Raw genomic sequence first — 22374 nt, 5'->3', positions numbered from 1 at the left:
TGATATATATTAGGGCTGTGATTGCCCCTAGAATAAAAAAATACACACAATATTCTAAATTTATGCATAATACGCCCTTTTTTAAAATTGATTAGGCTTTCCTTGCTAACACGGTGAGGGGAATTTTCTAGCTCAGGCATATCGAATTTATCCAATTTTATGCCTGTGGAAAATGTTGAAATATACACCAGATACAGGAGCTTCTCATGAGTTTACCTCTCATCCGTAAGCCATTTATTCAGGACTTGGCAATAACCGTTGCAACTTCCATGATGAACAATGCCTATGCTGCCAGTGGGCAAGAACAGATGCAGCACTTTCGCGCCATCGTTACAGCGCTTGTTCATCTACATAACAAATAGAATAAATGGAATAAAATATGGAATTTACTTTTAATGGTTTCTACACACTAATTTCGGCAGTGATCGTTCTGTTATTGGGACGTTTACTGGTCAACAAAATTGATTTCTTAAGACGCTACAATATTCCTGAACCTGTCGCAGGCGGTTTGGTGGCAGCAGTGGTTTCCCTGCTGGTGCATTCACTCTGGGGCTACAGTATTGTATTCAGTACCGAATTACAGACTAGTTTTATGCTGATCTTCTTTGCTTCCATTGGTCTAAGTGCCAACTTTATGAAGCTCAAAGAGGGTGGTATTGGATTAGTCATTTTTCTGGTCTGTGTTGCCTCATTCATTGTGGTGCAGAATGCGGTTGGGATGAGTCTGGCAACCTTGTTGGGTATTGATCCATTGGTTGGCCTGATTGCTGGTTCAATTACCTTGACAGGTGGTCATGGAACCGCAGGTGCATGGGGTGAAATCCTTGAAACCCAGCATGGTATTCAAGGCGCTTTGGCATTGGGTATGGCAAGTGCAACTTTCGGCCTGATTATTGGTGGGATTATCGGCGGTCCATTGGCCAAGCTGCTGATTAACCGTTATAACCTTGCCCATGCAAAAACCTCTTCCGAGATCAAGAATCGTGATACCCATCTCGACCAGCATCCTGATGAACTTGCGCCATTTGAAAATCCACATCAAGTCCGTTTGATTACTGCGGATAATGCCATTACCACACTGGGTCTGTTTGCTGCATGTCTGGCATTTGCCGAGTTTATGACAGGTTATAGCAAAGGCACCTGGTTTGAGCTGCCAACTTTTGTCTGGGCATTGGGCGGTGGTGTTGTTTTGCGCAACATTCTGGAAAGCATATTAAAGGTTGATATTTTTGACCGTGCAATTGATGTTTTTGGGAATGCCTCATTATCCCTTTATTTGGCTATGGCCCTGCTTTCACTCAAATTATGGCAACTGGCAGATTTGGCTGGGCCTTTGGTGGTGATTCTGGGTGCGCAAACCCTCACGATGGCGTTATATGCCGCATTCGTGACGTTCCGTGTTATGGGTAAAAACTATGATGCTGCCGTGTTGGCGGCAGGTCATTGTGGTTTTGGTATGGGAGCAACACCCACTGCGGTTGCAAACATGCAGGCGATTACCAATATGTATGGCCCGTCCCATAAAGCATTCCTGATTGTGCCGCTGTGTGGCGCGTTCTTTGTTGACTTGATCAATGCAACTGTCATTCAACTCATTTTAAAATTCTTTGTCTAATTCGGATCAAAAGCCCCATATGGGGCTTTTTTGATTCATCCATTGTTATCGTATATGTACGGTCGTACATAAAATATCTAAAGCGAATAAGTGATGAATGAAAAATTAAATGACACCCTGATGGCCTGGGTTAGTTTTTTCAATGATCCCCTATGGGATTTCCTGGTTATTTTTCTACTGGCAGTGGGTATCTTTTATACAGTGGCAACCAAAGCCGTACAGATCCGAATGTTCTTTCATAGCATCAAGGTGATGAAGGGAAGCCGTAAGGCGGAAAAGGATATGCATGGCCTGACACCGTTTCAGGCCTTTGTAACGGGCCTGGCAAGTCGTGTTGGTGTGGGAAATATCGCAGGCGTTGCAATTGCAATCGCCGTTGGTGGGCCAGGTGCTGTATTCTGGATGTGGTTTACCGCAGTACTTGGTATGAGTTCCGCTTTTATTGAATCATCACTGGCTCAGCTATTTAAAGTCAGGGACAACAATACCCAGCAGTTTCGGGGAGGGCCAGCCTACTACATTACCAAAGGGTTACGCAGTAAGGCCTTTGGTGTTGTCTTTGCGCTTGCACTGATCTTTACCTACGGTTTTGTATTTAACTCTGTTCAGATCAATGCCATTGCCAATGCTTCTTCCCATGCATGGGGTTGGGACAAGGCCAACCCAATTGTCCATCTAGGTGCTGTTGATCTGGAAATCTCATGGGTGGGGCTGGCGCTGGTGGTGATGGTTGCAATTGCAATCTTTGGGGGAATCAAGCGTATCGCCAAATTTGCGGAAATGTTTGTACCCTTAAAGGCTGGGCTTTATTTAGCGGTTGCCCTGTACATTGCCATAAGCAACTATGAATTGCTGCCAGGTATTTTTAGGCTGATCTTCACTGAAGCATTCCAGTTTAATGCGGCAGCAGGTGGTTTCTTTGGTGCCATGATCTCTATGGCCATGATGCAGGGAATCAAGCGTGGCCTGTTCTCAAACGAAGCGGGTATGGGTTCTGCACCAAATGCGGCAGCGGCATCGGATGTAAAGCATCCTGTGAACCAGGGGCTTGTGCAAATGCTGGGTGTTTTTGTTGATACCTTTATTGTATGTACCAGTACCGCAATTATCATTCTGGTGTCGGGTGTCTACCACGATGCAGGCTTTGTCGGTGTTGAACTGACCCAGCGTGCCTTGGAATCCCAGGTGGGAAGCTGGGGTGGTGACTTCCTTGCGATCCTGTTGTTCCTGTTCTGTTATTCAGCAGTACTGGGTAACTATGCCTATGCGGAAAGCAATGTGCAGTTTATCAATAACAGTCCGAAAGCGATGTTCATCTTCCGCATTTTTGTATTGGTGATGGTGTATTTTGGTGCGATTGGCAGCGTTCCATTGGTTTGGTCGATGGCGGACTTGTTTATGGGTATCATGGCGACCATCAACCTTGTGGCAATCCTGCTGTTAACTCCAATGGCACGCACTTTGCTGAAAGACTATACCTCTCAGCTTAAGAAAGGTATTAAGGAACCAGAGTTCAAGATTGATCAATATCCTGAACTAAAGAAAAAAGTTGGTTCAGATATCTGGTGATTTTGATAGAAGCTCCTTTCGAGGGGCTTTTTTATGAATTGCCAGTCACAGCAGCAAAAAAACTGATACAGCATTTCAGGCTGGGCAGAGCTAAAATTTAAGCTGGAAACACAGTAAATATGGCAACAACTGCATATGAAACGGCTTAAATCATGCATACTTGGGCTTTCAGTAATCATTTTAACAGGTTGTCAAACAACCTCACATTTACGTCCAGCGATTGAAGATGCCCAGGCACAAGTGGTGAGCCAGCCTTATAGCTATATCAAACAACAGCAAAAACGTCCCGTGATCGCTTTGGTTTTGGGGAGTGGTGGTGCACGTGGCTATGCCCATATTGGGGTGATAGAAGTGCTGGAACAACAGGGGATTCGTCCAGACTTTATTGTTGGTACGAGTGCTGGAAGTATCGTTGGTTCAATCTATGCCAGTGGCAAAACCGCCGCCGAGTTGCGTGACATTGCCCTAAAGTTGAAAGCCAATGACGTTCGTGATGTCAATGTCAGCTTAAAAGGGTTTTTTAACGGTAAAAAGGTTGAGGACTATATCAACCAGCAGGTACATAACACGCCCTTGCAGAAGCTCAAGATTCCAATGTATGTGGTGGCAACCGAACTTAAGGATGGCAGCAGAACAGTATTTAACTATGGCAATACTGGACAGGCGGTTCGTGCCTCGGCCTCAATCCCCAGCATGTTTGTACCCACCAAAATTCATGATGTTGAATATGTTGATGGCGGGCTGGTGAGTCCTGTGCCTGTTCAGGTTGCACGTGACCTAGGGGCGGATGTGGTAATTGCGGTGGATATTCTGGCCCAGCCGATCCACACGGAAACCACCAATGTCTGGGGCTTGTTTAACCAGAATATTAATATTATGCAGGGCCGTCTGGCTGAAGAAGAGCTGAAAGATGCGGATGTGGTGATTCAACCTGACTTGCGTGAAAAGGCCCATATTTTTGATATTAAGGGACGTGAAATGACCATGCAGGCAGGGATTGATGCAGCTCAGTCAAAGCTTTCTGAAATTGAGCTCGCCATTCAAAGCAAGAAAAACGCTGCACAATTTGCTCAGCAAGATTTTGCCTTAAAGACCAGTCCATTAAATCCCTAAGGTTTATATGGATACAGAGAGTAACAGGCTCAAAATTGTTTCGTTGACCTAAACAAATTGTAAATACTCGTCAAAAAGCTATGAAAAAATTGAGAAAGAAGGTAAATAAGTAGGGTCTATTGACATCTCATCTTGCGAGCTTTCAGCTCTCATTGCGACAGAGGACATTTTTTAGGCGGTACAAGGCATGTTTTGCGAAACTTAGTGATTCTAAGTGAGCAAGACATAACGCTGTAGCGGCAAAAATATCCCTGTCCCGTAGGGTTATGGCTAAAACTGCCTCAAACTTCGTTATGAAACTTGACAAGGGGGCCGCCATTGCCTACGTTTCATGTCTTGTTTGAGTGATTTTAGCCTATAACGCAAGATATAGATGAAATGTTAATAGACCCTGAAATTCATTAAACTTTCTATCAGACAAAGTTAAGTTTGAGGTTATAGGATGACGTACTTGCGTCAATTGCAACACAACAAGGATTGTTAAGCACGATGTTTAAATCATTTTTTCCTAACCCACGTCCATTTTTTATCTCGGTGGTGGTATGGTTGGCCCTGAACATGCTGCTCTGGTACACAGGTGGTCATGGATGGGGTGAATATCTGGGGTTCCCCAAGGGCTATGCTGAAGCAGAGTTGCCAATTGGGGTGAGCCGTTTCTGGTCACCTGCATTTATTTGGTTCTATCTCTGGTTTCTGCTTTCAACCGCCTTATTTGCAGGGTTCTGGCGATTCCTTTCTGATAACAAATGGCAGAAGTGGTCAATCTGGGGTTCAGCCTTTATCCTGTTTAATATCTGGTTTGGGGTACAGGTCAGCGTTGCGATCAATGCATGGTATGGCCCATTCTGGGACATGATCCAAAAGATGCTGAGTGATGGCGGCGGTGATATCAATGACCTTTATACAGGTACATTGACATTCCTTTATATCGCGATGATTGCTGTCACATTTGCGGTGATCAATGCATTCTTTACCAGCCATTATGTGTTCCGTTGGCGTACCGCCATGAATGAATACTACACTGCAAACTGGGATCAGCTTCGCCATGTCGAGGGGGCTTCGCAACGTATTCAGGAGGATACCATGCGTTTTGCCACCATTATGGAAGATCTGGGGGTTGAACTGATTAAGTCGGTGATGGTGTTGATCGCGTTCCTGCCGTTATTATTTAAAATCTCTGAAAAAGTGCCAGTGCTTCCAATTGTGGGTGAGATTGAACATTCACTGGTATGGGCGGCAATTGTCTGGGCTGTGGTCGGAACTGTAGTGTTAATGATCGTAGGTCAGAAATTACCAGGCCTACAATTTAATAATCAAAAGGTTGAGGCGGCTTACCGTAAAGAGTTGGTCTATGGTGAAGACCATGAAAATCGTGCTGACCCGCTTACCTTGAAAGAATTGTTTAGCCGTGTCCGATATAACTATTTCAAGCTTTATTTCCATTATGCCTATTTTAACTTGGTCGCAATCTGGTATAAGCAACTGGATATTTTATATAGCTTAGTGGTGTTATTTCCTGCGATTGCTGCGGGTAAAATGACACTGGGCTTAATTAACCAAATCAGTAACATTTTTGATAAAGTGCGTGAATCTTTCCAATACTTAATCAGCTCATGGAAAACCATTATTGAATTATTATCCATTCACAAACGTTTAAAAGCATTTGAATCTATTCTTGATAAAGATTAAGTCATTCAATAATAAAAAAACCTGCATCAGCAGGTTTTTTTATCACTTACAGTAAGCACATCCCAAGTCCAGCACCTAATACCATAACCCAGAGCGGATGAACTTTTTTAAACATCCCAAGAATCGCAGTCACAATTACGATCATCACCAGTAGCAGGTTTTGTGCGGAGGCATCTGCAATCAGCCATGCACTGACCAGAACCAAACCGACAGTAATTGGTTTAAGGGCTTTCTCAAAACGTGCCCGTAAAGGATGTGCCTTAAAACGCTGCCAAAATTTGAGTGCATAAATCGTAATGATGGAAGAGGGGCCAAACTTGGCGAGTGAGGTGACCAGCAAACCTGCTGTACCTGCCACATGCCATCCAACCAAAGGCACGATCATCATGTTTGGTCCAGGTGCAGCCTGTGCCATGGCAAACAGTGAGCTAAACTGTTCCGCCGTCATCCAATGGTGAACTGTCACCACTTTATGTTGCATTTCAGGAAGAATGGCATTGCCACCTCCGAAAGCGAGCAATGACAATTGGGTAAATACGATGGCAAGTAACAGCAAAATCATGACTTTTTCACTCCCAATACCAGCATGTTCATTGCAAGCAAAATAAATAAGGTCAGTGCCAGTGGAAGCTTGATCCAGAGCATAAATACAAAGGTCAGTAGAATGGTAAAAAAGGTCAAATAGCTTTTTAAAATTGGCCTGAGCATTTTAAGGCCAGTCGCAAACAACAACCCTGCTGCTGCGGCTGCCAGCCCCTGAATCATATGCTTGACCGCAGGTAAATATTGGAAGTATTCGTACACCTGATAGAGGATCAACACGATTGCAGTGGGTGCCGAGATCAAACCAAGTACCGAGCTGATCGCACCTTTTATGCCTTGAAACTCCATGCCAATCGCAACCGACATATTGATGATGTTACCCCCAGGCAATAACTGACACACGCCCAGCAGGTCGGTAAATTGACTTTCATCCAGCCATTTATGCTCTTCAACAATAATGCGGTGTGCCAATGGTAGAACACCACCAAAACCCATCAAGCCCAACTTCATAAAACCCATAAAAAGTGCCTTGCAATCAGGAGTATTTGCGAATGGTTCACGCTCTATTGATAGGGTTTGGACTTTAATTGGATTTACCTGACTTTTCATCTATTCTGGAAATAGCATGGAAGATTTATGCTATATTCACAAATGCTATTTTCTGCATAAACCATACTTTTTGAGTATATGAAATGGACATCCATAAGCTGAATGCTTTCATTGCAGTGGTTGAGGAAAGTAATATTTCTAGGGCTGCTGTTCGCTTACACATGCAGCAACCGCCACTAACCCGACTGATTAAAAGTCTGGAAGAGGAGCTGGACACCACTTTACTGAAACGCTTGCCACGTGGGGTTGAGGTAACAGAAGCGGGCAAGGTACTATATCAGGAAGCGATCACCATTCTGGCCCATGCCCAGTCAATACCAAAAAGGGTGAAAAATATTGCACAAGGTTTGGAGGGTCAACTCAATATTGGTTTTACCAACTCGGCAGGTCTGCATCCATTTCTACCTGCGGTGTTACGTCAGTTCCGTGAACAATTTCCAGCCGTTGCCATTCATCTGGAAGAGGATAGCAGCAGTGCATTAACCGATGCAGTGATTAATGAAAAACTGGACATTGTGTTTTTACGCAAACCCGCACCCATTCATGCCGAAGTAGAAAGTCTGCATGTGCTGGATGAACCCCTGATTGTAGCCCTGCCCAATAATCATCCATTGGTGAGTCGGGAGGGCGCAATCCGTCTGGTAGATTTGGAACCTTATGAGTTTGTACTCTACCGACGATTAGCAGGACAGGACCTGTTTGATAATATTCTGGCAAATTGCTATCAGGCGGGTTTTAATCCCAACATTGTGCAAGAGGCACCGCGTTTAACCTCAAGTCTCAATCTGATTGCGGCTGGCATTGGGCTTTCAATCGTACCTGACTCTATTCAGGACTTCTGGAATAAGCAGATTGTCTATCGAACACTGGAAGCGAAAAAACCCTGTATTGCCCCGATTTATGCGATTTACCGAACCAAGGAAAACAGTATCCGCATAGAACATTTCCTGAATTTGCTCAAGGAAAGCCAAAAATCTCAAACCGCATGATTTAATGGGTAAAATGATAGAAGTTTAAAATTGTTCCAGCCAGATGCTGCTGAGATTTGTCCAGCGTGACTTTAATTTCCCTAAAATTAACATACGCTCTCATACAAGAACATAAGTAACAAACTGTTTAGAATATTTAAAATTTTGAAGCGGCATTAATAAATAGATTGAATAGGGAAATAAACGCCATGAAAACAATACTGCCAATATGCTATTTACTCGCCATGAGTTCTATGGCTTTTGCCCAGGAAATCAAGGGTATTTCCTTTAGCCATCAGGACTGGGAAATATACTGTAGTAATACGGGAACCTGCCGAGCTGCGGGCTATCACAATGAATCCAGTGATGATTATCCAGCATCAATCTTATTGACACGTCAGGCGGGCAAAGCTCAGCAAGTCACAGGCGAGTTTGCTTTGGGGGATGGATTTACCGAACCATCAATTCCCAAAACTCAGCTTAAAAATATTCATTTTTATGTCAATGGCAAAGATTTAGGGCCTGTCTCGGTCGATGGCACTGAATTTCCACTCATGGGCAAATTAACTACGGCACAGGTCTATGGATTGTTGCAACAGGCCAGAGATAAAGCAGACATCATATTTAAAAACAATCGATTGCAATGGAATATTTCGGATGCAGGTATGACTGCTGCATTATTGAAAATGGATGATTTTCAGAAACGTGTTGGAACCACAGGGGCATTGGTCAAAAAGGGAAAAATGAGCGAAGCTAAAGTGTTGGCGGCCCAACCGAAATTGGTGGTAAAACAGGTTAAAACAGCCAGCAAACCTTATCTAACTTTGCAGCCCAACAGCAAGCAGTATCAGTCCGTGTATAAATCATTGATGGCAGCACAACCTACACCCAAACAAGATGGTTTTTGTGAGGGAGTTTATAGCAGTGATGGCGTAAAACCTCAGTCGATTGAACTCTACAAATTAAGCAATAAAAAAGTATTGGCAACGACTCTGTGCTGGCGAGGAGCATATAACGAGGGATATGGAGCGTGGGTGCTGGATGAGTCTTTAACAGGAAAAGCAATCTTTGTGACTGAACATGCCTCCGATTTTGGGGATGGGATAATCAGTAGCTCACAAAAAGGACGGGGAATTGGAGACTGCTGGTCAAGTGCTGAATGGGTTTGGGATGGGCAGAAATTTGTACATACCAAAGATATGTGGACAGGCATGTGCAAGGGCTTGGCGGCAGGTGGGGTTTGGGAGCTGGATTTGATTGAAAGTGTAGTTAAGTAATTGTATGTGGTGTGTATATTGGTGCATCAAGATATGCCCATATTGATTATGATAAATGAAAGTTAAATTGAACGGGAATTTTTAATGAAATCTAAATTTTATCAAATATTATGGTTAGTGCTTATTCCTTTGAGTATTACACCACTTCAGGCAAAGACCACTCCGTCATTTCCATTGGATGCAGGAGTGTTACAGCAGGATATTGCAGTAAATAATAAGGTCGGCAAGGTTTCAGATATGAATATTGTCACCTTGATTCGCAAGGGAAAAGGTAAGAATAATGTTGTACAAGGGATAGCTGTAGATTCAACTAAAGGATTATTATATTCCTTACATGTTGTTGGTCAGCCTAATCGAGGGGTGGTTAATCGTTTTAATTTTAACTCTTTAAGTCCAGCACAGATCACTGCTCAGGATAATCAATCGCCAACAGATATTATTGGGCATCAGGGAATCACGGTTGACCCTCGAAATGGTTTAATTTGGGCATCAGCAGGAGCAAGTATCACAGATGCAAGCTGGAAAATTATTGGCTTTAATTATTCTCCAAATGGGGAGCCTAAAAATGTAAGAACTGTGCAATTATTTGATAAAAATTATAAAAAAAGTGGCTATACAATGCCTGTGATTACCCCAGATGCTAGATATCTAATTGTACGCTCACGTAAAAATAAACAAGAGGTAATGCGAGTTTTTGATTTAACTAAGGTTAAATTAGAAAATGGTACGGATCTAAGTCAGTCTTATTTATATGAGTGGTCAATTGACTCTGATTTAATCAAAAATAAATATGCATTTCAAGCCATGACTTCGGATGGAAAATATATCTATTTGTTAAGTGGTGGAGTTGGAGATCAGAATTCCGATAATAAGCGTTTATATGTTTATTCTATAGATGGAAAATTAATACAAAAGCTGGATCAGTTGACTTTAGGAAAATATGATCGTTTATCTTATGGGAGAGAGGGGCATTGGGAGCCTGAGGGATTAGCTATTGATATATTGCATAAGCAACTTTTAGTAATGTTTGCTGTTGGTGATAAAACTAAACGACTCGCTATTGTATATAAAGTTCCGATCAACAATTGATGTTATATATGTTTCTAAAAGTTTGATAGTCAAGTGAAATCAGATATTTCAATGGTAACCAGATCAAATTGAAGAAATTATTAAATGATTCCTTGATTATATAGAAATAACCTAAGGAAATCCGATGGTTAAAAATAAAATGATATTTGGCTATGTCATGCTTGCAGGGATTTTGGGCTGTCTGGCGACCTCGGCTTTTGCTGCCCCTTTACAGATTCTGGAATTTAAAAAAGTGCAACTCAGCCAAACTGAGCAAGATCAATTCTGTAAACAGGCCAAAGTTTTAATAGCTGAAACTTACAGAGATGAGCCGGTAATTAGATAGCTGCCGTGGTACAAAAAGAATGCTTATATTTCTGGAATTTTGTTGATGTCTTTTTAACACTTGAGATTTGGAATAAGTTGGGCGTGTCAAGAGGGGAATAATCAATTCACTTTTCTTCATCAATGAAAATGATTTGCTAAAAAATAATACGTATAGGGGTGAGGTTATGCAAGCAAAACTGACTTGTCTATTGATAAAAATGTGATTGAACGAGCAAAGAATTATGCACAGCAACACCAGCAAAGTGCTTCCAGTTTAGTTGAAGCTTATTTGGATCGTATTTCAGCACAATCAAACAGAGTGAATGAGATTCAAGCTCCTATTACTGAGTATTTAACAGGAATGTTTGCAGCACAGGATAATGGGCAGGATTATAAAGAATTACTCGCAGATGCACGTTTGGAAAAGCATCTATGAGTGAGCGTATTTTTATTGATTCTGATGTGATTTTGGATGTTGCTCTAGCCCGTCAGCCTTTTGTTGAAGCAAGTCAACAGGTTTTGGCTTTATGTGAAAGTGGGATTTTTACAGGCTGTATTTCATCGAATAGTGTTGCCAATATTTATTATATTTTGCGTAAATTGGGCGGCGATGAGACAGCTCGTTTTGTATCCGACAACTTTTAAAATTTTTAGTCATTATTCCTGTTGATCATATGGGTATTAGCAAAGCTTTAGATTCTAAATTTACTGATTTTGAAGATATTATCCAATATTTTGCTGCTTTAAGTTTTGGCTGTACGATGATTGTCACTCGAAATATTCAGGATTACAAATTTGCTGAGTTAAAAGTGGTTTTACCAAGTATTTTTATAGATTAAGGGTGTAGATTATAAAGTCTAAACCCTTATAAGTTTAAGATTTTAATTTTATATATAAATGTTTATGCCCATTTTCCAGCATACGCTCATCGTAATCAAATATTTCAGGGAAACCTTTAACTAGATCATTCAGGCGTTTAAATCCGTATGTTCTTGTATCAAAATCATTTTGTAATAATTTCCATTGAGAACCTAAAGAGGCAACAGTAATCCATTCCGTGTCTTGATTATCAAAAATTTGTTTGATTGTGGACAATGGCAATTCAGGATGGGGGCTAGATGCTATGACAGGAGTCTTTTCTAATTTTTCAATTTCTTTGTCTGTGATTTTAATATTTGTTTGTGGTTTATTCTGCTGGGAGATTACTGCAATCTCCTCATCATCTCTTAAATTTTCCACATAAGTGAAATGTGAGCAAGCATTTCTAAAAGCTTCGGGAGTTTGCATTTTTCCAAAACCGTAAACTGTGGCACCTTGCTCTTTAATGCGAATGGCTAAAGCAGTAAAATCGCTATCACTGGAAACGAGTGCAAAGCCATCAAAACGATTGGTATAGAGTAAATCCATTGCATCAATAATCATAAAACCATCAGTGGCATTTTTTCCTGTGGTATAGGCAAATTGTTGCATTGGCTTGATCGCTAAATCATTAATAGCTTGTTTCCAGCTCCCATTTTGATTAACAAAATTTCCATAAATCCTTTTTACAGTGGCTTCACCGTATTTCGTTAACTCATCTAAAATATTTTTAATGTCTTTTGCTGAGGCATTATCTGCATCAATCAATACAGCAAGTTTAGCTGTTTTTTCTTCACTTACATTGAATATTGTTTTTAAAGCCATTATTTTCTCAAAATAAAACCCCGTATTAATACGAGGTTTTATAGCATGAAATCAATAAATTGGCTAATAAGTTAACTAATCAATTTCTTCATCAACTCGTTGACTTGAGCAGGATTGGCTTTACCTTTTGCAGCTTTCATGACTTGACCAACCAGACCATTAAAGGCTTTTTCTTTACCAGACTTGTACTCTTCAACCATTTTTTCATTGGCTGCAAGCACTTCTTTGATAATCGCTTCAATCGCACCTGTATCGGTTTCTTGCTTTAAGCCTTTTTCAGCAATGATGTCATCGGCAGATTTTCCTTCTGCTTCCCACATAAAGCCAAACACTTGCTTAGCAATTTTACCGTTAATGGTGTTATCCACAATACGTGCAATCATGCCGCCCAACTGCTCAGCAGAAACAGGGGAGTCTGCCAATTCCAGACCTGCCTTGTTTAAGGCACCTGAGAATTCACCCATTACCCAGTTTGCAGAGACTTTACCTTGCGCAGCACCGCCAGATGCAGCCACAACTGCTTCATAAAAATCAGCCATTTCACGAGATAGCGTCAATACATGTGCATCGTACTCAGTCACAGCGAAGTCAGCGATGAAACGAGCACGACGAGCCGCAGGCAACTCTGGAAGTGCTGCACAAGCTGCTTTGATTTGTGCCTCGGCAATGATCACAGGCAACAAGTCAGGGTCAGGGAAGTAGCGATAGTCGTTTGCTTCTTCCTTGGAACGCATGGAGCGAGTTTCCATTTTGTTCGGGTCAAATAAACGAGTTTCTTGGTCAATCAAACCGCCACTTTCCAAAATGTCCATTTGGCGTTCAATTTCAACATTGATCGCTTGCTCAATGAAACGGAATGAGTTGAGGTTTTTTAATTCGCAACGAGTACCGAAAGGTTGACCTGGACGACGTAATGACACGTTACAGTCGGCACGGAATGAGCCTTCAGCCATGTTGCCGTCAGAAATACCTAACCAACGCACAAGCGTGTGAATCGCCTTGATATAGGCAACCGCTTCTTCAACCGAGCGCATATCAGGTTCAGACACGATTTCAAGTAAAGGCGTGCCAGCACGGTTCAGGTCGATACCCGACATGCCCTCGAATTGGTCATGGACCGATTTACCTGCATCTTCTTCAAGATGGGCACGGGTCACGCCAATACGTTTGGTTGTGCCATCTTCGAGCTGGATGTCGATATGACCCAAGCCAACAATTGGATTGTCCATCTGGCTGATCTGGTAGCCTTTCGGAGAGTCAGGATAGAAGTAGTTCTTACGTGCAAACACAGACGCTTGGTCGATATAGGCATCAATACCCAAACCAAAACGAATCGCAAGATCAACCACTTCTGCATTTAATACTGGCAAGACACCTGGCATTGCCAAATCAACAAGGCTGGCTTGGGTGTTTGGGTCTTGACCAAATTCAGTCGATGAACCTGAGAAGATTTTTGATTTTGTCGCCAACTGAGTGTGGATTTCAATCCCGATAACGACTTCCCAACCGTCAATTAACTTTAACTTTTGAGCTTCAGCCATTATGCATTCTCCTCAGCAATTGCCGCACGTTTGGTGTGCCAGTCTGTATGTTGTTGATATTGATGCACAATTGAAAGCAATTGTGATTCTGACCAATAGTTACCAATCAACTGTAAGCCCACAGGCAAGCTGTCTTGATCAAAACCAACAGGAGCGTTGATCGCTGGTAGACCTGCCAGGTTCACCGCAAGCGTATAGATATCGCCTAAATACATTTCAGTCGGGCTGAGGTTGGCACCGATTTTGTACGCCGTGGTTGGTGCGGATGGTGCAGCAATCACATCAACATTTTCAAATGCTTTTAGAAAATCCTGCTGGATCAGACGACGTACTTTTTGTGCCTTGACATAATAGGCATCGTAATAACCCGCAGAAAGGGCGTAAGTCCCAATCAGGATACGGCGTTGCACTTCCGCACCAAAACCCTCAGAGCGTGAGCGTTTATAAAGATCTAAAATGTCTTTTGGATTTTCACAGCGATAGCCATAACGAACGCCATCGTAACGAGACAGGTTGGAAGATGCTTCCGCAGGAGCAATGAGGTAATAAGTCGGCACATAGGCTTCAGTCATGTTGAGATCAATCTCAACCAAGGTTGCGCCCATTTCCTCAAGCTTTTTCAATGATTCTTCAACGCGTGCTTTTACATCCGCATCTAAACCAGCAACATTGAAGTATTGCTTTGGAATACCAATGCGTAAGCCTTTGACTGCTGTGCCATTTAAGTTGGCAACATAATCATCAACTTCTTTATTGATCGAAGTAGAGTCTTTGGCATCATGACCCGCAATCACATTCATCAGGTAAGCGCAGTCTTCCGCAGAACGTGCCATTGGACCACCTTGATCGAGAGAGGATGCATAGGCAATCATACCAAAGCGAGACACACGACCATAGGTCGGTTTTAAGCCTGTTAAGCCGCAGAATGAGGCAGGCTGGCGAATAGAGCCGCCTGTATCTGTGCCTGTCGCAATCGGTGCTAAATCCGCAGCCACAGCCGCAGCAGAACCACCAGACGATCCCCCAGGAACACGATCAAGCGCCCAAGGGTTGGAGGTTGCACCGAAGTAAGAGTTTTCAGAGGTTGAACCCATGGCGAATTCGTCCATGTTCACCTTGCCTAAAGTCACAAGACCCGCAGCCTTGGCTTTGGCAACCACAGTTGCATCATAAGGTGAAATGAAGTTATCCAGCATTTTTGAACCCGCAGTGGTTTTAATGCCTTGGGTACAGAAAATGTCTTTATGTGCCAGCGGAATACCCGCTAGTGCATGTGCATTGCCTGACTTTAGCACCGCATCAGCCGCATCAGCTTCAGCAAGTGCCTGTTCTGCGGTGACTGTCACATAACTTTTTACTTTTGGGTCAATATGGGCAATACGTTTTAAATAATGTTCGGCCAATTCACGTGATGAAAACTGGGCCTGTTTTAAGCCCTCGGAAAGTTCACGGATTGATAAGCGATGTAAATCTGTCATATGAAAAATTTCTTTACATTCTAAATATAAAATATTGACTAATCGAATAAATCTTATTCAATTACGCGAGGTACAAGGTACAGACCTGCTTCTGTTGCAGGGGCGACCGCTTGATATTCATCACGGTGATTACTTTCACTCACCACATCGGCGCGTAAAGGCTGTGGATTGTCAAATGGGCTTTTTAAAGGCTCAACATCATCGGTATTAATGTTTTTCAAGCTTTCCATCATGCCAAGAATTTTATTTAAACTTTGAGCATATTCAGCAGATTGCGTTTCATCTAGGGATAAACGGGCAAGATGCGCAATCCCTGAAACGGTTTGTGCATTTAAGTCCGTCGTCTGCTGAGCATCTGATGATGTAGACATAACTTTACCTAATTCAGTATCAAAAAATTGCAAAATATCGTGCGTTATAATAAGCGATTGACTTGTTCAAAGCATCACATTTCGTTAAAGTTGCCACCTTGTATTCACACAAAGTTTAATTGAGAACGCCCCCGTGATTCTAAAACGACTAATTGGCTTGTTTTCGCCGGATTTAGCCATTGATTTAGGTACTGCAAATACCCTTATTTATGCACCAGGCCGTGGCATTATATTAAATGAACCAACAGTTGTGGCCATTCGTCACAGTGGCTCACAAAAAATTGTGGCGGCTGTAGGAATTGATGCTAAACAAATGTTAGGCCGTACACCAGCGAATATTTCAGCGATTCGTCCGATGAAAGACGGTGTGATTGCCGATTTTGAAGTCACTGAGACCATGTTGAACCAGTTTATTGGTAAGGTGCATGAAAAGCGTTTATTTCCACCAGCACCGCGTGTTGTGGTCTGTGTGCCATGTAAATCAACATTGGTTGAGCGTCGTGCAATTCGTGAGGCTGTGTTCAATGCAGGCGCGCGTGATGTGCGTTTGATCGAAGAGCCGATGGCTGCCGCAATTGGTGCGGGTATGCCAGTTGAACAGGCATGTGGTTCGATGGTGGTGGATGTGGGTGGTGGTACGACCGAGATCGCGATCATTTCATTACAGGGTTGTGTCTACGCAGATTCACTCCGTATCGGTGGTGATGTATTTGATGAGCAAATCATCAACTACGTTCGTAAGGCGCACGGTTGTGTGATCGGGGAAACTACAGCCGAAGTGATCAAGAAAGAAGTGGGTATGGCGATTGCTGATGGCAAGACCCTTGAGATTGAAGTGCGTGGTCGTAATCTGGCAGAGGGTGTACCTCGTGCGATTACCGTAACTTCTGATGAAATTACCCAGGCGATTTCTGATCCTTTACAAAGTATTGTGAGTGCAGTGAAATCCGCGCTTGAACAAACCCCGCCTGAACTGTCTTCGGATATTGCAGAGCGTGGTATTGTGTTGACGGGTGGTGGTGCGTTGTTGCGTAACCTCGATAAACTGCTTGCCCAGGAAACGGGTTTGCCTGTGATTGTTGCGGATGATCCTTTAACCTGCGTCACCCGTGGTGGCGGTAAAGTCTTAGAGTTCTTTGACAACCCAAACCATGACATGCTTTTCGTTGGTTAAACCATAAGGACTAGGCGGTGCAACCGAATCTTTTTTCAAGACAACCGCCATCTTTTCGCTCGTTTATCATTGCGGTCATTACATGCCTGGTGGTGCTTTTCTTTGACTGGCGCATGCCTTATGTAATTCAACCTGCAAGGGATGTTTTGTACGCCGCGTATAATCCGATTTATGCGCTGGCGAGCTATCCTGTACTGTCGCGAGAATGGCTGAACCAACAGACCAAATCTGAAACCCAGTTGCGCCGTGAAAACACTGCGATGCAGGCTGAACTCTTACAGGCACAGGTTCGTCTACAAAAACTTTCAGAACTCTCTGCGGAAAATAACCGTTTAAGAGGGCTTTTGGATACGCCATTGATTATTGATGGCCGTATGCAGATTGCGGAAGTGATTGGAACCGATGCTGACCCTTTACGCCATATCATCATTATCAACCGTGGTTCATTGGACCATTTAAAGGTGGGCCAGACTGTTCTGGATGATAAAGGCATTATGGGGCAGTTGATTAGTGTCTATCCGCACAGTTCTCGGGTGATGTTGCTGTCTGATAAGGAACACTCCCTCTCTGTACGTTTGGAGCGTACGGGGATGCGTGCAATCGTCTCGGGTACAGGTGATTTGGGACAGCTCAAAATGGAGTATGTACCCACCAGTGCCAATATTCAGGTGGGGGACAAGGTGTTTAGTTCAGGCTTGGGCGAACATTTTCCAGCGGGTTATTTAGTGGGAACTGTGTCTAAGGTGAGCCGTCATACTTCGGGTGAGTTTGCCGAAATTGATGTGACACCAGCGGCCCAGCTTGCAAGTGGTCATCATGTGGTGGTGCTGTTCTCTGAATCCTTGGCGCAGGAGCAGCCTTATGCCGATCGCTAAGCTGAATTATGAGAAGCGCAAAGACCCGCTTTGGATGATCATCATTTCCATCGTGATCGGATCAATCCTGATGGTCTACCCAATGGCCTATGAAGCTTCAGGCTGGCGCCCATCAGTGATGCTGATGATCATGCTGTTCTGGATTCTTTATCAGCCTGTCTGGTGTGGGGTCTGGTTTGCATTCGGCATGGGACTGTTCGTTGATTTACTGCTGGATGCACCTTTCGGTCTAAATGCACTGAGTTTTGTATTTATTACCTTTGCGACACGTTATTTTATTCGTGAACGCCGTATCCTCACTTTTGGAAATTCATGGGTGATTGCGGTGATTGCGATTGTGACGCATATCATTTTTCTGTGGATTAGCCAGACCATTGCAGGGACACATTTTTCGATTGCACGTCATTGGCAGCCGGTGCTGACCAGTATCGTGACGTGGCCTCTGGTTTATTATTGTTTACATAAATGGCGCATATAATTCTCGCATCAAGCTCACCCCGTCGGCAGGAGCTGTTAAGGCAACTCGGTCTGGACTTTGATATTTATAGTCCAGATGTTGATGAGGCTGTGCAGGACGGTGAAACTGTTGAACAGTATGTTGAACGTTTGGCGAGGGACAAGGCTCAGGTTGTTTTAAACCAATACCCTGAAGCGATTGTGATTGCAGCGGATACCAGTTTAAGTTGTGCTGGAGAAATTATTGGAAAGCCAGAGTCAAAGCAGCATGCCTTTGAAATCTGGTCAGCATTTTCTGGACAATGGCATGATGTCTACTCTGGAATCTGTGTGGCAAGCAGCTCGAAAATCTTGAGCACCGTAGTGCGTACCCAGGTTGAGTTCCAGCGTTTGAGTCATGCAGAAATGGAAAAATACTGGGCTACTGGCGAACCCATTGGCAAGGCAGGTGCCTATGCGATACAGGGAATTGCTGCGCAATATATTCCACAGATTCGGGGAAGTTACAGTAATGTTGTAGGCTTACCCTTATATGAGACAGTACAGTTATTAGAAAGCGTTAAGGCCTCAGTATAAAATTACCAGGCTGACACTTTCGGATATAAGAATTTTTATAAAATTTTGAGTTGGTTATGGCAGAAGAATTGCTGATTAACGTCACACCGATGGAATGTCGCGTGGCCTTGATTGAAAATGGAACGGTTAATGAATTATTCGTTGAGCGTACGGTAAAGCGCGGTTTAGTGGGTAATATTTACAAAGGCAAGGTGGTGCGGGTACTGCCAGGAATGCAGGCTGCCTTTGTTGATATTGGTTTATCCCGTACCGCTTTTCTACATATCAATGATATGGTGTGGCCACGTTCACAGCCAACTCCCAACGTTTTTGAGTTACTACACCCAGGGCAAATCCTGACGGTTCAAGTCATGAAAGACATGCTTGGCACTAAAGGTGCCCGACTCAGTACGGACCTTTCCATCCCATCCCGTTATCTGGTGATGATGCCTTTTGGCAACCACATTGGGGTTTCCCAGCGCATTGAGTCCGAAGAGGAACGTGACCGTTTACGCAGCATGATTGAGCGTATTCAGGCGGAGCACCAGTTACCAGGCAGTGTGATTGTGCGTACCGCCGCAGAGGGCGTGGATGAAGCGGCGATTGTGCAGGATATGTGCTATCTCGCCAAGCTTTGGGAATATATTCAACGTACCCAGCAAAGTACCATTGTCCCATCCCTGATCTTTGAGGAATTACCTTTACCACGTCGAGTGGTTCGTGACCTCGCCAGTGAACAAACTGCCAAAATTTATGTCGATTCACGGGAAATCTACGGCAAGCTACAAGAGTTCATTGATGAATTTATGCCAAGTATGCAGGATAGGTTGATTCATTATCCTGGCGAAAAACCACTGTTTGACTTATACAACGTTGAGGATGATCTACAGAAAGCATTGCAGACTCGGGTGGCACTCAAGTCTGGTGGTTACCTGATGATTGACCAGACCGAAGCCATGACCACGATTGATGTCAATACGGGGTCCTACGTCGGTGGGCGGAGTCTGGAGGACACGGTATTTAAGACCAATATGGAAGCCACACAGGTCATCGCAAGACAATTGCGTTTGCGTAATCTTGGTGGAATTATCATTATTGACTTCATTGACATGCAGGAAGCCGAACACCGTGACGAGGTGATGCGCCAGTTTGAAAAGATGCTGGAACGGGATCATGCCAAGACCAAGATTACTCAGGTTTCGGAACTTGGTCTGGTTGAAATGACCCGCAAACGTACCCGCGAGTCTCTGGAACATTTACTGTGTGAATCATGCCCAACCTGTCAGGGGCGTGGTTATGTGAAGACCGCGGAGACAGTATGTTACGAAATATTTCGAGAAATCCTGCGTTATGCCCGTGCATTTGATTCCAAGGGTGGCTTTACTGTCGTTGCGCATCCAGCAGTCATTGATCGGCTGCTCACAGCAGAAGCCCCAGCCGTGGCGGATCTGGAACATTTCATCAATCGCGTGATTAAATTTCAGGTTGAAAATTTGTATACGCAAGAGCAATACGATATCATTTTAAGCTAAAGTTGTAACAATATTTCGCTTAAGCCTTGTTACAACTGAAATTTTACTTTCGATCACAAATTTTAAATACTAGAACAATAAAATGAGCCATAGGCACTATTTGGTGTCTTAGCAAAATATAAGAGGTATATAACTATGAATGTCAGTGAAAGATTAGTGAATCACGGTTTTAAGCATGTTTTGGACAGTAACCCTGTAAATACGTGCTATATGGTTGATAGCCAAGGTAAAGAGGTCCAGATTACCACGGCCATGATCCGTTCCGCCTGTCATCAGCTTTTACAACGTTGTCGTGCAATTAAAAAATAAGGGGCTATGTAAAGCCCCTTAATTTTTTCTGCGAACTTAATTCGCAACTTTCTGTTCTGGCAAGTCCTGAATCGCCTGTTCAAAACGCTGAATTTCGTCCTCTAAATGGGTTAGAAGATTTTGCATCTTAGGCAATGCATTACGACACGCAAGTAAGCCAACTTCCAGTTTATCCAGATAGCTGGTCATGGTGATATTGAGTGCCTGACCATCCATCACGATGGAAGCAGGGTAAAGTGCATCAAGTTTCGCACCATTCCAGTATAAAGGTTCGCGTGGGCCTGGAACATTCGAAATCACAAGGTTAAATGCCTGACGTTTTGGGAGCATTCCTGACGCGATGTTTAAACCTGCTGGTCCATACACCACCGCACTATAGTTCAGGATTTCATTTGCAGTCATGCGGCTAAAACGCTGTTTTGAGTTCTGCACGCTACGGCGAATAATCTCTAAACGCTCAATCGGGTCTGCAATGTGGGTCGCAAGGTTTGCCAGAATCATGGTGATACGGTTGCTGACATCAGAATCATCAGTACGCAATGAAGCAGGCACCATCGCAATTAACGGTTTTTTTGGCAGACTGTCATGGCTGATCAAATAGTCACGTAATGCACCAGAACATACCGCTAATACCACATCATTAAGAGTGACGCCCAGTGTTTTGGCAATACGACGGAAACGTTCCAGTTCAAAAGACTGTGCAGCAAAACGACGGGAAGAGCTTACACGTTGGTTTAAAATTGACGGTGGGGCCTGAAATGTTGATACATAGTCAGGGTTTTTCCCAATTTCCTTAAACAGCGTTTGTGAAAGTTCCTGCATCACTTTAGGTGCAACTTCACATTGGGATTTAATTGTATCCAGAACTCCCCTGATTTTACTGACAGCAGGGGCTTTAGGTGCTTTCAAGCGTTTAGTACGCTTTCCTTCAACGCACCATAATGGTACGACATGCTTTTCATTTGGATCTTTGGAAAGTGATTTTTCAATCAGGCGCATACCTGCAACACCATCCACCATCGCATGATGGATCTTGAAATACATGGCAAAGCGATTGCCTTCAATTCCCTCAATAATGTCGCAGGTCCATAACGGTTTGGCACGGTCAATCAGTGAGCTATGCTGTTGGGAAATATAAACCAGTAATTCACGGATACGGCCTGGGTTTGGCAAGGCAATATGGCGGAAATGGTGGTCAATATCGAACTCTTCATCCTCTCCCCAAAACAGCCCATTGAGCTGGTTGTTGAATGGTGGAACAGGAATACTTTTTGATTGGCGGATATCTTGAACCAGGTCATGAACGAAAGTAGGCGATGCATTTTCTGGAATCTCAAATAAAAACAAGCCACCTACATGCATAGGTTGTTGTCTTTTCTCTAAGGAAAGAAAAATGAAATCGATTGGGTGTAATGGGCGCATAGCAGATATAGCCTCTCATTGCATTTTTTATAAGATACTTGTAGGGTCTGATGACGTTTCAACCATGCCTTGCGTTATAGGCTAAAACCACACAAACGAGGCATGAAATGCAGGCAATGGCGATACCCTTGTCAAGTTTCATAACGAAGTTTGGGGCAGTTTTAGCCATAACCCTGCGGGACAGGGACATTTTTTGCCGC

25 protein-coding genes and 1 pseudogene are annotated in these 22374 nt (G+C 43.4%); 18 read left to right on the top strand and 8 right to left on the bottom strand.

Annotation, left to right across the window (positions count from 1 at the left end):
- Positions 1-206: 206 nt before the first annotated feature.
- From QLH32_RS07265 to sbmA, 5 genes are all read left to right on the top strand, one after another.
- Positions 207-362: a hypothetical protein gene (locus QLH32_RS07265; protein ID WP_267982060.1), complete on the top strand. Its 156-nt coding sequence runs from the start codon at positions 207-209 to the stop codon at positions 360-362.
- 17 nt (positions 363-379) lie between these two features.
- On the top strand, positions 380-1615 hold the full coding sequence (gene gltS, locus QLH32_RS07260; protein WP_283268894.1) for a sodium/glutamate symporter: 1236 nt from the start codon (positions 380-382) through the stop codon (positions 1613-1615).
- A gap of 93 nt (positions 1616-1708) precedes the next feature.
- The gene (locus QLH32_RS07255) at positions 1709-3184 is read left to right on the top strand and encodes an alanine/glycine:cation symporter family protein (RefSeq protein WP_283268892.1); all 1476 of its coding nucleotides are present in this window, start codon (positions 1709-1711) and stop codon (positions 3182-3184) included.
- Positions 3185-3319: 135 nt separating this feature from the next.
- Positions 3320-4297: a patatin-like phospholipase family protein gene (locus tag QLH32_RS07250; protein ID WP_283268890.1), complete on the top strand. Its 978-nt coding sequence runs from the start codon at positions 3320-3322 to the stop codon at positions 4295-4297.
- Between the two features lie 489 nt (positions 4298-4786).
- On the top strand, positions 4787-5986 hold the full coding sequence (gene sbmA / locus QLH32_RS07245; protein WP_267982056.1) for a peptide antibiotic transporter SbmA: 1200 nt from the start codon (positions 4787-4789) through the stop codon (positions 5984-5986).
- Between the two features lie 46 nt (positions 5987-6032).
- Here sbmA and QLH32_RS07240 read toward each other — a convergent pair whose 3' ends face one another.
- On the bottom strand, positions 6033-6548 hold the full coding sequence (locus tag QLH32_RS07240) for a chromate transporter (RefSeq protein ID WP_283268889.1): 516 nt from the start codon (positions 6546-6548) through the stop codon (positions 6033-6035).
- Complete coding sequence (locus tag QLH32_RS07235; protein WP_283269304.1) at positions 6545-7117, bottom strand: chromate transporter; 573 nt, start codon at positions 7115-7117, stop codon at positions 6545-6547. The genes QLH32_RS07240 and QLH32_RS07235 overlap by 4 nt, the downstream gene beginning before the upstream one ends.
- A 104-nt stretch (positions 7118-7221) precedes the next feature.
- Here QLH32_RS07235 and QLH32_RS07230 point away from each other — a divergent pair, with 104 nt between their 5' ends.
- Entirely contained in the window at positions 7222-8127 is a 906-nt protein-coding gene (locus QLH32_RS07230) for a LysR family transcriptional regulator (RefSeq protein WP_283268888.1), read from the top strand.
- A gap of 1 nt (position 8128) precedes the next feature.
- Here QLH32_RS07230 and QLH32_RS07225 read toward each other — a convergent pair.
- Positions 8129-8215 (bottom strand): annotated as a pseudogene (locus tag QLH32_RS07225) (DUF4850 domain-containing protein); the annotation flags it as partial.
- A 100-nt stretch (positions 8216-8315) separates the two neighbouring features.
- Here QLH32_RS07225 and QLH32_RS07220 point away from each other — a divergent pair.
- The 6 genes from QLH32_RS07220 to QLH32_RS07195 all read left to right on the top strand — a co-directional run bounded on the left by QLH32_RS07220 (position 8316) and on the right by QLH32_RS07195 (position 11617).
- Complete coding sequence (locus QLH32_RS07220) at positions 8316-9383, top strand: DUF1176 domain-containing protein (protein ID WP_283268886.1); 1068 nt, start codon at positions 8316-8318, stop codon at positions 9381-9383.
- 84 nt (positions 9384-9467) lie between these two features.
- Entirely contained in the window at positions 9468-10472 is a 1005-nt protein-coding gene (locus QLH32_RS07215; protein WP_283268884.1) for a phage baseplate protein, read from the top strand.
- A gap of 124 nt (positions 10473-10596) precedes the next feature.
- Positions 10597-10797 (top strand): hypothetical protein, encoded by a 201-nt coding sequence (locus QLH32_RS07210; protein ID WP_279959365.1) that lies wholly within the window; start codon positions 10597-10599, stop codon positions 10795-10797.
- Positions 10798-10980: 183 nt separating this feature from the next.
- Entirely contained in the window at positions 10981-11214 is a 234-nt protein-coding gene (locus QLH32_RS07205) for a DUF6364 family protein (protein WP_279959366.1), read from the top strand.
- Positions 11211-11423 (top strand): PIN domain-containing protein, encoded by a 213-nt coding sequence (locus QLH32_RS07200; protein ID WP_283268882.1) that lies wholly within the window; start codon positions 11211-11213, stop codon positions 11421-11423. The genes QLH32_RS07205 and QLH32_RS07200 overlap by 4 nt, the downstream gene beginning before the upstream one ends.
- Before the next feature lie 29 nt (positions 11424-11452).
- On the top strand, positions 11453-11617 hold the full coding sequence (locus tag QLH32_RS07195; RefSeq protein ID WP_283268880.1) for a toxin-antitoxin system, toxin component, PIN family protein: 165 nt from the start codon (positions 11453-11455) through the stop codon (positions 11615-11617).
- 34 nt (positions 11618-11651) lie between these two features.
- Here QLH32_RS07195 and QLH32_RS07190 read toward each other — a convergent pair whose 3' ends face one another.
- The 4 genes from QLH32_RS07190 to gatC form a co-directional block, all read right to left on the bottom strand.
- On the bottom strand, positions 11652-12461 hold the full coding sequence (locus tag QLH32_RS07190; protein WP_283268879.1) for an NYN domain-containing protein: 810 nt from the start codon (positions 12459-12461) through the stop codon (positions 11652-11654).
- A 71-nt stretch (positions 12462-12532) separates the two neighbouring features.
- On the bottom strand, positions 12533-14002 hold the full coding sequence (gatB, locus tag QLH32_RS07185) for an Asp-tRNA(Asn)/Glu-tRNA(Gln) amidotransferase subunit GatB (RefSeq protein WP_283268878.1): 1470 nt from the start codon (positions 14000-14002) through the stop codon (positions 12533-12535).
- Entirely contained in the window at positions 14002-15480 is a 1479-nt protein-coding gene (gatA, locus tag QLH32_RS07180; RefSeq protein ID WP_283268877.1) for an Asp-tRNA(Asn)/Glu-tRNA(Gln) amidotransferase subunit GatA, read from the bottom strand. Before gatA ends, gatB begins: the two co-directional genes overlap by 1 nt.
- A gap of 53 nt (positions 15481-15533) precedes the next feature.
- Positions 15534-15851, bottom strand: coding sequence for an Asp-tRNA(Asn)/Glu-tRNA(Gln) amidotransferase subunit GatC (gene gatC, locus QLH32_RS07175; RefSeq protein WP_283268875.1), 318 nt, complete (start codon positions 15849-15851; stop codon positions 15534-15536).
- A 133-nt stretch (positions 15852-15984) separates the two neighbouring features.
- Here gatC and QLH32_RS07170 point away from each other — a divergent pair, with 133 nt between their 5' ends.
- The 6 genes from QLH32_RS07170 to QLH32_RS07145 all read left to right on the top strand — a co-directional run bounded on the left by QLH32_RS07170 (position 15985) and on the right by QLH32_RS07145 (position 20752).
- Entirely contained in the window at positions 15985-17025 is a 1041-nt protein-coding gene (locus QLH32_RS07170) for a rod shape-determining protein (RefSeq protein ID WP_087546531.1), read from the top strand.
- Positions 17026-17042: 17 nt separating this feature from the next.
- Positions 17043-17900 carry a rod shape-determining protein MreC gene (mreC, locus tag QLH32_RS07165; protein ID WP_267982045.1) on the top strand — a complete coding sequence of 286 codons (858 nt, stop codon included), beginning with the start codon at positions 17043-17045 and terminating at the stop codon, positions 17898-17900.
- Positions 17887-18378: a rod shape-determining protein MreD gene (mreD, locus tag QLH32_RS07160; protein WP_267982044.1), complete on the top strand. Its 492-nt coding sequence runs from the start codon at positions 17887-17889 to the stop codon at positions 18376-18378. The genes mreC and mreD overlap by 14 nt, the downstream gene beginning before the upstream one ends.
- The gene (locus tag QLH32_RS07155) at positions 18366-18932 is read left to right on the top strand and encodes a Maf-like protein (RefSeq protein WP_283268874.1); all 567 of its coding nucleotides are present in this window, start codon (positions 18366-18368) and stop codon (positions 18930-18932) included. The genes mreD and QLH32_RS07155 overlap by 13 nt, the downstream gene beginning before the upstream one ends.
- 56 nt (positions 18933-18988) lie before the next feature.
- Positions 18989-20443 carry a ribonuclease G gene (gene rng / locus QLH32_RS07150; RefSeq protein WP_267982042.1) on the top strand — a complete coding sequence of 485 codons (1455 nt, stop codon included), beginning with the start codon at positions 18989-18991 and terminating at the stop codon, positions 20441-20443.
- A gap of 135 nt (positions 20444-20578) precedes the next feature.
- A complete protein-coding gene (locus tag QLH32_RS07145) occupies positions 20579-20752 on the top strand; it encodes a PA1571 family protein (RefSeq protein WP_004681609.1) in 174 nt (57 codons plus the stop codon).
- Between the two features lie 36 nt (positions 20753-20788).
- Here QLH32_RS07145 and QLH32_RS07140 read toward each other — a convergent pair whose 3' ends face one another.
- Positions 20789-22174: a WS/DGAT/MGAT family O-acyltransferase gene (locus QLH32_RS07140; RefSeq protein ID WP_283268872.1), complete on the bottom strand. Its 1386-nt coding sequence runs from the start codon at positions 22172-22174 to the stop codon at positions 20789-20791.
- Positions 22175-22374 lie beyond the last annotated feature (200 nt).

This window comes from Acinetobacter corruptisaponis (assembly GCF_030053775.1).
In the GTDB taxonomy this organism is placed as follows: Bacteria; Pseudomonadota; Gammaproteobacteria; order Pseudomonadales; family Moraxellaceae; genus Acinetobacter; species Acinetobacter corruptisaponis.
Note: the sequence above shows the minus strand (reverse complement) of the source record. Positions and strands in the feature narration are given on the sequence as shown.